This window comes from Nonomuraea endophytica (genome assembly GCF_014203235.1).
Taxonomy (GTDB): Bacteria; Actinomycetota; Actinomycetes; order Streptosporangiales; family Streptosporangiaceae; genus Nonomuraea; species Nonomuraea endophytica.
The window spans coordinates 226,543-239,609 of record NZ_JACHIN010000005.1 but is presented as its reverse complement, the minus strand read 5'-3'; the positions used below and the strand labels follow the sequence as shown (position 1 = coordinate 239,609).

Here is a 13,067-nt window from a genome sequence, read left to right as displayed (position 1 = left end):
GGCGGCCGCACCAGCGGCCGCCGGGCGAGTCACCCCCCGAGCGGAGCCTCGATGACACCCTCTCGACGTGACCTCCTGAAGGCCGCGGGCATCGCGGGCGGCGGCGCGGTCCTGCTGCCCCGCACGGCAGTCGCGGCATCCGGCACGGCCGGCACGGCGGTGGCGGCATCCGGTACGGCCGGCGCGCTCGCCTCACCCTGGGACCAGGTCCCCGCGATCCTGGCCAGAATCGTGCCGCCGGTCTTCCCCGACCGGACCTTCCCCATCACCGACTACGGCGCCAGGCCGGACAACACCACCGACTGCACCCCCGCCTTCCGCGACGCCATCGCCGCCTGCAACGCCGCCGGCGGCGGCACGGTGCTCGTCCCCGGCACGGGACGCTTCCGCACCGGCAAGATCCACCTGCTGTCGAACGTGCGCCTGCACGTGGAGTCCGGCGGCACGATCCGCTTCCGCTCCGACGCCGCGTCCTTCCTGCCGACCGTGTTCACCCGCTGGCAGGGCATCGAGTGCTACAACTACTCGCCCTTCATCTACGCCCGCAACCAGACCAACATCGCGCTGACCGGCACCGGCACGATCGACGGCAACGGCGCGGCGGGCCCGTGGTTCGGCTTCGACGGCCAGCGCGACCCCGACTGGCAGCGCCTGCAGGCGATGGCCGTGGACGGTGTCCCGGTCGACCAGCGCCAGTTCGGCGACGGCCACTACCTCAAGCCCAACATGATCCAGCTGTACGGCTGCGCCAACGTCCTCATCGAGGACCTCGACATCAGGAACCCGGCGATGTGGGCGGTTCACCCGGTCCTGTCCCGCAACGTCACCGTCCGGCGCGTCAAGATCTACAGCCGGGGCGCCATGGTCGACGGCGTGGACCCGGAGAGCAGCGCCGACGTGCTCATCGAGAACTGCTCCTTCGACACCGGCGACGACGGCACCGTGATCAAGTCGGGCCGCGACATCGACGGCCGCCGCGTCGGGGTGCCGTCGGAGAACATCGTCATCCGCGGCAACAAGTACTACGGCCGCTGGGGCGCGATCACCGTCGGCAGCGAGATGTCCGGCGGCGTGCGCAACATCTTCGCCGAGAACAACCAGATCTTCCCCGGCTCCAGCTACAAGTCGTTCTACGCGCTCTACCTCAAGACCAACAACCGTCGCGGCGGCGTGGTCGACGGCGTGCACGTACGCGGCCTGACCGGCGGCCCGTGCGACCGGGGCGGCTTCTACATCGACATGAACTACAGCCTGACCGGCCCCGGCCACGGCCCCATCGTGCACCCGGTCATCCAGAACATCACCGTCGAGCACCTCGACATCAACGACTCCCCGTTCGCGATCAAGCTCTCCGGCTCCTCGGCCAGCCGCGTCAAGAACGTCACCGTCTCCAACTCCACCTTCACCGCCATCGACACGCCCGCGCCGCAGATCAGCAACGCCGACAACGTGCAACTGCACAACGTCAGAATCAACGGCACCCTGTACGGCACGCCGCCCACGGGCACCCGCTACGAGGCCGAGAACGCCACCATCGTCAGGGGTGTGGTGGAGTCCAACCACGCCGGTCACACCGGCACCGGCTTCGTCAACTACGACAACGCGGTCGGCTCTTACGTCGAGTTCACGATCACCGCGGCCAACGCCGGGACGGCCACGCTGGCCTTCCGCTTCGCCAACGGCACCACCACGAACCGCCCGATGGACATCGTGGTCAACGGCACGGTGATCGCCGCGGGCAAGGCGTTCAACGGCACCGGCGCCTGGACCACCTGGCAGACCGCCACGGTCTCGGCCCAGCTCAACGCGGGCGCCAACACGGTCCGGGCCACCGCCACCACCGCGAACGGCGGCCCCAACCTCGACCACCTGGAGGTAACCGCATGACCCCCGCCGCCCCACGGGGGAACACACCCGGCACACCAGACTCGCCCACCCCGTCACCGGCACCCGGCCCGTCACCGGAAGACCAACCCTCCGCGCTTCCGCATGACCCGTCCCACGTGTCCGGTGCGCCGGAGGGGTGGGATGTGTCGCGGCGGGTGGTGCTTGGTGGGGCCTTCGGGTCCATGGCGGTCACGGCGTTTCCCGGGGCGTTCGGGTCCACGGCGGTCGCGGCGCTTCCCGGTGGAGCGGAGGCGTTTCCCGCCGGAGTGAAGGCGAGCGGTGCCGGGTGGGAGTTGGAGGAGAGGGTGGGGACACCCGCCCAATGGCAGGATTTCCTGGAAAATCAGGACCTGCTCTGGGCCCGCCTGCCCACGATCTGGCACGAAGGCCCCTTCCTGGGCGACGGCCTGCTCGGCAGCATGGTCTACAAGGAGCCCGGCGCCAACAAGGTCCGCTTCACCACCCAGCACGGCCGCGTGCAGGACCACCGCCCCCAGTTCGGCAGCGGGTTCGGCACCTGCCGCCTGCCCGTCGGCCATCTCACCCTCGACCCGGTCGGCGCCATCACCGCCGTCGACTGGCGGCTGAGCCTGTGGGACGCCGAGCTCACCGGCTCGATCACCACGACGTCGGGAAGGATCACGTTCACCGCGTTCATCCACGACGAGCTCTTCGTGGCCGACGCCGCGGCGACCGGCGGCGAGCAGGTCCGGTGGACGTTCCATCCGGAGGCGGCCAACAGCCCGCGGGAAGCCTCAGAGGCCCCGCCGTCCGGGTACGTGCGCAACCCCGCCTGGACCACCAAGACCACCGGCGAGGTCAGGCAGGTCCTGCAGGCGCTGGCCGGAGGCGGGCAGACGGCCACCGCCTACCGGCAGAGCGGCGGCCTCCTGCTGCTCAGCGTCGCCCACAGTTTCCCGTCGAACACCGCCGCGGACGCCGCCTCCCTGGCCAAGGTGCGGGACGCGGGGCCGTACCAGAGCCTGAGAAGCGCGCATCAGGCCTGGTGGCACGCCTTCTACCCGAAGAGTTTCCTCAGCCTGCCCGACGAGCGGCTGCAGTCCTTCTACTGGATCCAGTTGTACAAGACGGCGAGCGCGACGCGGGCCGGCGGGCCGGTGATGGCGACCACCGGGCCGTGGCTGGAGCCCACGCCGTGGCCGGGCGTGTGGTGGAACCTCAACGTGCAGCTCGAGTACTGGCTGATCCACGGCTCCAACCACCTGGAGCTCGACTCGGTCACCACCACGCTCGACCAGAACCGGCAGCGGCTCGTCGACAACGTGCCGAGCGCCTACCGCGCCGACTCCAGCGGTGTGGGGCGCAGCTCGGACATGTTCGCCACCAGGAGCGTCGGGACGCCCGGCAGCGGGGCCGAGGTCGGCGACCTGACGTGGGCGCTGCACAACGTGTGGCTGTCCTACCGGCACACCATGGACGACACGCTGCTGCGCGACACGTTGTTCCCGCTGCTCAGGCGGGCGATCAACTACTACCTGCACTTCCTGCGGACCGAGGGCGACGGGAAGCTGCACCTGCCCAGCACGCTGTCGCCGGAGTACCCGGTGGTGCCGCCCAAGGACACCAACTACGACCTCGCGCTCATCCGGTGGGGCTGCCAGACGCTGCTCGACGCGGCGGCCAGGCTCGGCGTGGACGACCCGCTCAAGCCCAGGTGGCAGAGCACGCTGGCCAACCTGACGCCGTATCCGACGGACGGCAACGGGTACATGATCGGCGCGAGCACGCCGTACAGCCAGTCGCACCGGCACTACTCGCACCTGATGATGATCTACCCCTTGTACCTGGTCACGTGGGATCAGACGGCCGGCCGTACCCTCATCGAACGCTCGATCGCGCGCTGGCACGCGGTCACCGGCGCGCACCGCGGCTACAGCTACACCGGCGCGGCCTCCATGTACGCGAGCATGGGCCGCGGCGACGCCGCGCTCGGCTACCTGATGCGCTTCTTCGACCCGGCCACGTCCTTCCCCTGCCGGGCCAACACCCACTACACCGAGGCGGGCCCGGTCATCGAGACTCCGCTCTCGGCCTCGCAGAGCATCCACGACATGCTCTGCCAGAGCTGGGGCGGCGTGATCCGGATCTTCCCCGCCGTGCCGGCCGCCTGGCCCGACGTGACCCTCCACGACTTCCGCACCCAGGGCGCCTTCCTGGTCTCGGCGGTACGGCAGGCGGGCACGACCAGGTTCGTCCGGGTGCGCAGCCTGGCCGGTGAGCCGCTCAGGCTGCGCCACGGCCTGCCCGGCCCGCCCAGCGCGACCCTGGACGACGGCACCCCGGCCCAGGTCACCGACCTGGGCGGCGGCACCGTGCAGATCACGCTGGACAGGGACCGCGAGGTGCTCCTGCACACGGGCCCGCGACCGCCGCTGGTCATCGACCGGGCGCCGATCTCCCGGCCGGGCGCGCGCTGGGGCCTGCCGGGGACGCCGTCGCCGCCGGGCCGCCACGAGGCCGAGAACGCGACGATCTCCCAGGGCGTGGTGGAGTCGAACCACGCCGGGTTCTCCGGCTCGGGCTTCGTCAACCTGGACAACGTCGTGGGCTCGTACGTGGAGTTCACCGTCGCCGCGACGGGCGCGAGCACGCTCACGATCGGCTTCGCCAACGGCACCACGAGCGCCAGGCCGATGGCCGTCACCGTGGACGGCGCCGCGGCAGGGACGGTGGACTTCCCGCCCACCGGGGCGTGGACGACCTGGCGGACGGTGTCGATCCCGGCCCAGCTCGGCACGAAGATCCGGCTCACCTCGGCCACCGCCGACGGCGGGCCCAATCTCGACTACCTCGACGTGGCAGCGTCCGGCACCGACTACCAGGCCGAGGACGCCGTCATCACGCAGGGCGCGGTGGAGTCGAACCACGCGGGCTTCACCGGCACCGGCTTCGTCAACCTGGACAACGTCGTGGGCTCGGCCGCCGAGTTCACCGTCACGGGCGGCGGCACGCGGACGATCACCGTCAGGTTCGCCAACGGCACCGCCGTCGCGCGCCCCATGGACGTGCTCGTCGACGGCGTCCGGGCCGGAGCGCTCAGCTTCCCGCCGACCGGGGCGTGGACGACCTGGCAGACGCTCTCCCTCCAGGCACAACTCGGCACCAAGATCAAACTCGTGTCCACGTCCGCCGACGGCGGCCCGAACCTCGACAAGATCACTATCGGATAGGCAATCATGGAACTGTCACGCCGCCAGCTCGGAATCCTCTTCGGCGCCGCCGCCACGGCGCCGCTCCTGACCGCCCGCCCCGCCTTCGCCGCGCCGACCCTCCTCCCGCCCGGCCAGACCTGGCAGCAGATGTGGGCGCCCACCGCGCGCGGTGACGGCATGCGCGCCTGGGAGTCGATCGAGGACGACCGGGCCGACTCCCACACGTCGGCCGCGCCGCACATCTTCCCCGAAGGCGACAACTTCCGCTTCAACATGCACACGGTCGACCGCGACACCAGCACCGACCGCCAGCGCCACGAGGTCACCGGCAACCGCACCCCGGCCGGCCACCTGCTGTGGAAGCCGGGGGAGTTGTGGCGGGTCACGTACTCGATGTTCATCCCGGCCACGCTCAAGGCCACCACGACCTTCACCCACATCTTCCAGACCAAGATGCCGGGCAGCGGCACCGCGCCCATCACCGTCACCTCGCTGCGGCGGGTGGACGGCAGGCAGACGATCGAGCACAAGGTCTTCGAGCCGAACATCCTGGTGGGCCGGGCCGACCTCACGCCGCTGCACGACAAGTGGATCGACATCGACTACGAGCTCAAGATCGGTGACGGGTCGTCGGGCGCGGTGCGCTGGGTGCTGAGCAGCGGCGGCACGACCGTCGTGGACGCCACCAGGACCGGCGTGGACACCTTCCTGGGCGACCGGGTGCGGCCCAAGTGGGGTATCTACCGCTCGCTGGGCGACACCTCGGGCTCGCTGCAGAACTGCCACCTGCTGCTGACGAACCTGAAGTCGTACAAGGCGGTGCCGGGCGGCGGTGGCAACACGACCCGCTACGAGGCGGAGAACGCGACGATCTCGCAGGGCGTGGTGGAGTCCAACCACGCGGGCCATTCGGGCACGGGTTTCGTCAACGGCGACAACGTGGCCGGCAGTTACACCGAGTGGACGGTCACCGGCACCGCGGGTCCGGCGACGTTGCGGGTGCGCTACGGCAACGGCACGACGGTCAACCGCGCCGCGGCCATCGCGGTCAACGGCACGGCCGTGGTGGCGAACCAGTCGTTCAACGGCACCGGCGCCTGGACCACCTGGGCCACCACCACGCTGCCGGTCACGTTGAACGCCGGGACCAACACGGTCCGGATCACCGCGAACACCGCCAACGGCAACCCCAACCTGGACTACATCGAGGTGACCCAATGAGCAGCCAGTTACCCGGCGGGGCGCTGCGCGCCGCCGCGCTGTCCCGGCGCGAGGTCCTGCGCACCGCGGCCCTCGGCGCCGGGGCCCTGGTACTCGGGGGCACGCTCCCGGCGGCCGTGAGCGAGCGTGCGGCGGCACGCGCGAGTGACACGGCCGCCGGAGTGCGGGGCGGGGCCGCGGTCGTGGAGGGTACGGCCGCGGCCTCGCCCTGGGACGAGGTGCCCGAGATCCTGGCCAGGATCGTCCCGCCCACCTTCCCCGACCGCACCTTCTCCATCACCGACTACGGCGCCGTCGGCGACAACAGCACCGACTGCACCACGGCCTTCCGCAACGCCATCGCCGCCTGCAACGCCGCGGGCGGCGGCCGGGTCCTGGTTCCGGCGGGCGCCTTCCGCACCGGCAAGATCCACCTGCTGTCGAACGTGAACCTGCACGTCCAGGGCACGATCAGGTTCCGCACCGACCCGGCCTCCTACCTGCCGCCGGTCTTCACCCGGTGGGAGGGCATCGAGTGCCACAACTACTCGCCCTTCATCTACGCCAACGGCAAGACCAACATCGCGCTCACCGGCGCCGGGACCATCGACGGCAACGCCCCGGCGGGCGACTGGTCCTCCTGGGGCGGCGGCGGCGCCGACCGCGACCGGCTGCGTGACTGGGGCGCCGACGACCACCCGGTCGACCAGCGGGTGTTCGGCTCCGGCACGAAGCTGCGGCCGAACATGATCGGCCTCTACAACTGCACGAACGTCCTGGTGGAGAACCTCAACCTGCGCAACCCCGCCATGTGGACGCTGCACCCGGTCTACTGCGCGAACGTCACCGTCAGGAACGTCACCTTCTACAGCACCAACTCCCAGGGCGACGGCTGCAACCCCGACTCCTGCACCGACGTCTTCATCCACGACTGCCGGTTCAACACCAACGACGACTGCATCCCGGTCAAGTCGGGCCGCGACCGCGACGGCCGCCGGGTCAACCGGCCCTCGCAGAACATCGTGGTGCGCAACTGCAAGTTCTCCGGCCGCTGGGGCGGCATCACGGTCGGCAGCGAGATGTCGGGCGGGGTGCGCAAGGTCTTCGCCGAGGACTGCCAGTGCAACGCCGCCGACTTCCCGGGCCGCTACCCGGTCAAGTACGCGCTGTACGTGAAGACCAGCTTCAACCGGGGCGGCTTCGTCGAGGACATTCACCTGCGCCGCTTCACCGGCCGCAACCTCGAACGCGACGCCGTCTACATCACGATGAACTACGAGACGTCCGGCAGCATCCCGCCCACGGTCCGCAACTTCACCGTCGACGCGATGACCGTCACCGGCGGCCGGGCGGCCTTCAACATCGACGGCCGCTCCGCCAAGCACATCCAGAACGTGACGATCTCCAACAGCACCTTCACCAACATGACCAATTCCGGAAATGTCGCGAACAATGTCGACAACCTCCAGCTGATCAACGTCTTCCACAACGGCCGCGACATCTCCACCACCACCCCGCCCACCGGCACCCGCTACGAGGCGGAGAACGCGACGATCTCGCAGGGCGTGGTGGAGTCCAACCACGCGGGCCATTCGGGCACGGGTTTCGTCAACGGCGACAACGTGGCCGGCAGTTACACCGAGTGGACGGTCACCGGCACCGCGGGCGCGGCGACGTTGCGGGTGCGCTTCGCCAACGGCACGACGGTCAACCGCGCCGCGGCCATCGCGGTCAACGGCGCAGCGGTGGTGGCGAACCAGTCGTTCAACGGCACCGGCGCCTGGACCACCTGGGCCACCACCACGCTGCCGGTCACGTTGAACGCCGGGACCAACACGGTCCGGATCACCGCGAACACCGCCAACGGCAACCCCAACCTGGACTACATCGAGGTGCAGCAATGAGAGGTGCAGCAATGAGACGCGTCGCCTGGCCGCTGGCCCTCGCCCTCCTGGCCTTCCCCCTCACCGCCGCGCCCGCGAGCGCCACCACCGCAACCACCGCCGCCGCCGAGTTCAACGTGCGCGACTACGGCGCCACCGGCAACGGCAGCACCAACGACGACGACGCCGTCGACCGCGCCATCAACGCCGCCAGCGCCGCCCCCGGCGGCATCGTCGTCTTCCCCTCGGGCAACTACCGCGCCCGCACCATCCACCTGAAGAGCAACGTCACCATCCGCCTCGACTCCGGCGCGACCGTGCGCGCGGCGAGCAGCGGCATGGACGCCCCCGAGCCCAACGCCTTCGACGACTACCAGGACTTCGGCCACAGCCACTTCAACAACTCGCTGTTCGTCGGCAGGGGCGTCACCAACGTGCACTTCGCCGGCGCCGGCTCGATCGACGGCGACGGCAACCTGTCCACCAGCAACTCGCCGCCCTCCGGCGCCGGCAACAAGGCCATCGCGCTGACCGAGTGCGCGAACGTCAGCATCACCGGCATCACCATCCGCCGCGGCGGCCACTTCATGGCGCTGCTCAACGGCTGCCACGACATCCTCATCGACAACCTCAAGACCGTCTACGCCGAGAACGGCGTCCGCGACGGCATCAACCTGATCAACAGCTGGAACGTCGTCCTGCAGAACAGCCGGATCGAGGCCAGCGACGACGCGGTGGCGCTGAAGAGCGACTTCGCCCTCGGCCACACCTACACCAGCCAGAACGTCCGCGTGCGCGACACCACGATCTACTCCCACGAGAACAACGCGATGCAGTTCGGCTCGGAGACCTGCGGCAACTTCCGCGACATCCGCTTCGACAACATCACCGTGCTCGGCGCGGGCAAGGCCGGCATCGGCATGGTCTCGATGGACGGCGCGATCATCGAGGACGTTCACTACACCAACGTCACGCTCACCAAGACCACCACCCCGATCTTCATGAAGATCGGCGAGCGCAAGCGCTGCCCGGGCTCGCCGCCCGCCGGCCGGATCAGGAACATCCACCTGACCAACGTGACCGGCCGCGAGCTCACCGCCCCCGAGCCCTCGGGCACCACCGGCGGACCCGAGCTGACCAGCACCATCACCGGCACGCCCGCCGTCGACATCGGCCCCGACATCACGCTCGACGGCGTCAAGCTGACCGTCCCCGGCGGCCACCCCGCCTCCGACGCCACCCGGGTGCCCGGCGAGTTCCTGACCAGCTACCCGCCCCGCGACTACGGCACCCGCCCCGCGTTCGGCATCTGGGCCCGGCACGTCCAGGGCCTGTCGGTCAAGGGCGAGATGCGCGTGGACGAGAACGACAACCGCCCCGCCTTCATCGTCGACGACGGCTCCGGCATCCAGCTCGACGTCATCGCCCAGCGCGGCTCCGGCAGCGCCTACGACGTCGGCGTCAGCGGCATCAGCGGCTACTCCGTCACCGGCGCCAACACCGCGGGCGGCGCGCTGCGGGTGCGCGCGACGAACTCCACCCCCGTCCCCGGCAACCCCGTCAGCCTGTACGGCGAAGCCGAGGCGGCCACCATCACCGCCCCCATGCAGACCCAGCAGGACCCGGCCGCCTCCGGCGGCTCCTACGTCACCGTCGCGCCGGGCAACAACAGCCAGTCGGCGGCCCCGCCGACCGGCCACGCCACGCTCAGCTTCGCCGTACCCGATCCGGGGTCCTTCAAGGTCTGGGCCCGCGTCATCGCCCCCACGACGAGCGACGACTCGTTCTGGGTGCGCGCGGACGGCGGCTCGTGGACCAACTGGAACACCGTCCCGCTCGGCGCCTCCTGGCACTGGGCCCAGCTTCCGGTCACCTACGACCTGAGCGCCGGAACCCACACCGTCACCTTCGCCTACCGCGAGGACGGCGCCCGCCTGGACCGGGTGGCGATCTCCAGCGACCCGTCCTTCACCCCGTCCGACGGCCCGCCGCCGACCGGCTCACGGTACGAGGCGGAGGAGGCGACGATCGCGCAGGGCGTCGTGGAGTCCAACCACGCCGGGTTCACCGGCACCGGCTTCGTCAACGGCGACAACGCCGCCGGGCCCTACGTGGAGTGGACGGTCACCGCCGCCCAGGCGGGCGCCGCGACGCTGGCCTTCCGGCACGCCAACGGCACCGCCGTCAACCGGCCGATGGCCGTCTCGGTGAACGGCGGCGCGCCCGTCACCGTGAACTTTCCCGGCACCGGCGCCTGGACCACCTGGACCAACGCGACGCTGCCCGCGCAGCTCAACGCCGGTGCGAACACCGTCAGAGCCACCTCCACCACCGCCAACGGCGGACCCAACCTCGACCACCTCGCCGTGACCGGCCCGTAGAGGAGCGCGAATGTCCCGAGCCCCACGTGCGGCCTTACTGGCCGTACTCACGCTCATCCTCGGCATGCTGGTCGCCGTCCCGGCGCGGGCCGAGCTGCAACACCCGCGCCAGGCGTTCCTGCGCTCCTCCGTCGGCGGGCTGTTCCTGCACTGGGGCATGCGCACCTCGCCCCAGCACACCAGCTGCAGCGCCTGGGAGGCGGCCGTCACCGGCGGCGGCTGGAACCCGAACTACTGGGTCCAGGAGGCCAAGAAGCTGCACACGCAGTACATCGTGCTGGCGACCTTCCATTCGCGGCTGGGGTACGCGCGGCCGTACCCCAGTGCCGTGCCCGGCTCCTGCCGTACCAGCAGAGACCTGCTCGGCGAGCTCATCGACGCCGCCGACGCGCAGGGCGTGAAGGTCATCCACTACATGACCGACGACCCGCAGTGGTGGAACGAGGGGCTCGGCTCCGGCCAGTCGTGGCTGAACTCCGCGGCCTACTCCAGCTACAAGGGCCGCAACGTGGACCTGCACACGCGCGACGGCTTCGGCGAGTTCAGCTACGACCAGTTCGTCGAGCAGCTCACCCGCTACCCGAAGCTGGCCGGGTTCTGGATCGACAACGACAACGCCTACTGGGAGCGCAACGGCCTCTACGAGCGCATCCGGCGCGAGCGGCCCGACATGACGCTGTCGAACAACAACGAAGACACGCCGATCATGGACATGATCAGCAACGAGCAGAAGACCGGCATGACGCCGAGCTACGACTATCCGCAGGCGGTCTACACGGCGGCGCCGCGCCTCATCGAGGCCGACTTCAAGCTGCCGACCAGCGGCCCGTGGTGGTACGGCGGCTCCGACCAGGCCGTCGACTACAAGCTGACGCTCGGCCGCCTGATCACCAACGCCGGGTCCTCGGTCAAGGCGCTCATGGCCGAGACGCCGATGAAGGCCGGGCGCATGCCGCCGGCCCAGGAGAGCTTCAACAACTTCGCCAGCACCTACCTGGCGGCGATCTGGGAGTCGCTGTCCGGGACCGAGGGCGGCGGCTACATGTACGGCGGGCTCGATCCGGGCTTCTGGAACAACGGCGCGCACGGCGTGACCACGATCAGCAAGACCAACCCGAACCTGCACTACATCCACGTGATCAACCGGCCGTCGGGCAGCACGCTGTCCCTGCGCGACAACGGCTACAAGATCAGCTCGGTGGTGAACCTGCGCTCCGGCGCGCCGGTGAGCTTCACGCAGGCCAACGGGACGCTCACGCTGAGCGGCGTATCCACCTGGGACCAGTACGACACGGTCTTCAAGGTCGTCTCCGCCGGCCGGGAGGGCATTCACACCGGTGTCACCCTGTCGGCCTCCGCCTCGGCCGGTGGCCATCCGGCCGCCGACGCGGGTGACGGCGACTACCTGACGTACTGGGACGCCACCTCGGCGGGCACGGTGTCGCTCCGCTTCGACCTGGGTTCGCAGCGTCCCGTCCGCTACATCGGGATCAACCAGCGGGAGGACTCCACGACGTACCCCGCCGCGAACTCCGCGCGGATCAACGGCTACCGCGTCTACGTCAGCAACGACGGCAGCAACTGGGGCAGCCCGGTCAAGACCGGCAACCTGCCCAACCATCGCGGCGTCCAGTTCATCGACATCCCGCCCACGACCGCCCGGCACGTACGCCTGGAGAAGACCGGCAGCCACGGCATCGCCCGGCTGCGCGTGGACGAGGCGTGGATCGGCGGCGCCTACCCCGGCGGCGGCGTCGAGCCGCCGGAGAATCGTTACGAGGCGGAGAACGCGACGATCTCGCAGGGCGCGGTGGAGAACAACCACGCCGGATACTCCGGCACCGGCTTCGTCAACGGCGACAACCTCGCGGGCCCCTACGTGGAGTGGACGGTCAACGCGGCCCAGGCCGGCAACGCCACGCTGACCTTCGGCTTCGCCAACGGCACCACCTCCGGCCGCCCGATGGACATCACGGTCAACGGCGCCCAGGCCGCCGACGAGTTCGCCTTCGACCCGACCGGCGCCTGGACGAACTGGACCACGCGCACGCTCACCGTGCCGCTGAACGCCGGGTCCAACACGGTCAGGGCGACCGCCACCACGGCGGGCGGCGGGCCGAACCTGGACTACCTCGACGTCGAGGCGGCGAGCGGCCCCTCACCGACCGACTTCCAGGCGGAGGACGCGGTGATCTCGCAGGGCGTGGTGGAGTCCAACCACGCCGGCTTCACCGGCACCGGGTTCGTCAACTACGACAACCTGGTGGGCTCGCACGTGGAGTTCACCGTGAACGCGGCGAGCGCGGGCCCGGCGACGCTCACGCTGCGCTTCGCCAACGGCACCACGGCGGGCCGTCCGATGGACATCACGGTCAACGGCGCCCAGGCCGCCGACGAACTGGCCTTCGACCCGACCGGCGCCTGGACCACCTGGACGACCCGGACGCTCACCGTCCAGCTGAACGCGGGCGCCAACACGATCAGGGCCACCGCCACCACCGCCGGCGGCGGGCCGAACCTCGACCGGATCAGCCTCGGCTGAA

The 13,067-nt window shown here is 70.3% G+C and carries 6 protein-coding genes; all 6 read left to right on the top strand.

All coding sequences use genetic code 11. The features are described from left to right. Positions 1–51 precede the first annotated feature (51 nt). The 6 genes from HNR40_RS20010 (at position 52) to HNR40_RS19985 (ending at position 13,066) form a co-directional block, all read left to right on the top strand. Positions 52–1,887, top strand: coding sequence for a glycosyl hydrolase family 28 protein (locus HNR40_RS20010; protein ID WP_184963425.1), 1,836 nt, complete (start codon positions 52–54; stop codon positions 1,885–1,887). A gap of 305 nt (positions 1,888–2,192) precedes the next feature. Next, the gene (locus HNR40_RS57245) at positions 2,193–5,078 is read left to right on the top strand and encodes a glycosyl hydrolase family 95 catalytic domain-containing protein (protein ID WP_221340605.1); all 2,886 of its coding nucleotides are present in this window, start codon (positions 2,193–2,195) and stop codon (positions 5,076–5,078) included. 6 nt (positions 5,079–5,084) lie between these two features. After that, positions 5,085–6,281 carry a carbohydrate-binding protein gene (locus HNR40_RS54730; RefSeq protein ID WP_246509276.1) on the top strand — a complete coding sequence of 399 codons (1,197 nt, stop codon included), beginning with the start codon at positions 5,085–5,087 and terminating at the stop codon, positions 6,279–6,281. Beyond that, on the top strand, positions 6,278–8,164 hold the full coding sequence (locus HNR40_RS19995; RefSeq protein WP_184963423.1) for a glycosyl hydrolase family 28 protein: 1,887 nt from the start codon (positions 6,278–6,280) through the stop codon (positions 8,162–8,164). Before HNR40_RS54730 ends, HNR40_RS19995 begins: the two co-directional genes overlap by 4 nt. Before the next feature lie 11 nt (positions 8,165–8,175). Continuing rightward, positions 8,176–10,524, top strand: a complete 2,349-nt coding sequence (locus tag HNR40_RS19990) for a glycosyl hydrolase family 28 protein (RefSeq protein WP_184963421.1) — start codon at positions 8,176–8,178, stop codon at positions 10,522–10,524. 10 nt (positions 10,525–10,534) lie between these two features. Then, a complete protein-coding gene (locus HNR40_RS19985; RefSeq protein ID WP_184963419.1) occupies positions 10,535–13,066 on the top strand; it encodes a carbohydrate-binding protein in 2,532 nt (843 codons plus the stop codon). The last annotated feature ends 1 nt before the right edge of the window (position 13,067 follow it).

Bases quoted from the DNA above. Each gene is read 5' to 3' on its own strand.
- HNR40_RS19985 (WP_184963419.1), top strand. From the start codon at position 10,535: ATGTCCCGAGCCCCACGTGCGGCCTTACTGGCCGTACTCACGCTCATC.
- HNR40_RS20010 (WP_184963425.1), top strand. From the start codon at position 52: ATGACACCCTCTCGACGTGACCTCCTGAAGGCCGCGGGCATCGCGGGC.
- HNR40_RS19990 (WP_184963421.1), top strand. From the start codon at position 8,176: ATGAGACGCGTCGCCTGGCCGCTGGCCCTCGCCCTCCTGGCCTTCCCC.
- HNR40_RS54730 (WP_246509276.1), top strand. From the start codon at position 5,085: ATGGAACTGTCACGCCGCCAGCTCGGAATCCTCTTCGGCGCCGCCGCC.
- HNR40_RS19995 (WP_184963423.1), top strand. From the start codon at position 6,278: ATGAGCAGCCAGTTACCCGGCGGGGCGCTGCGCGCCGCCGCGCTGTCC.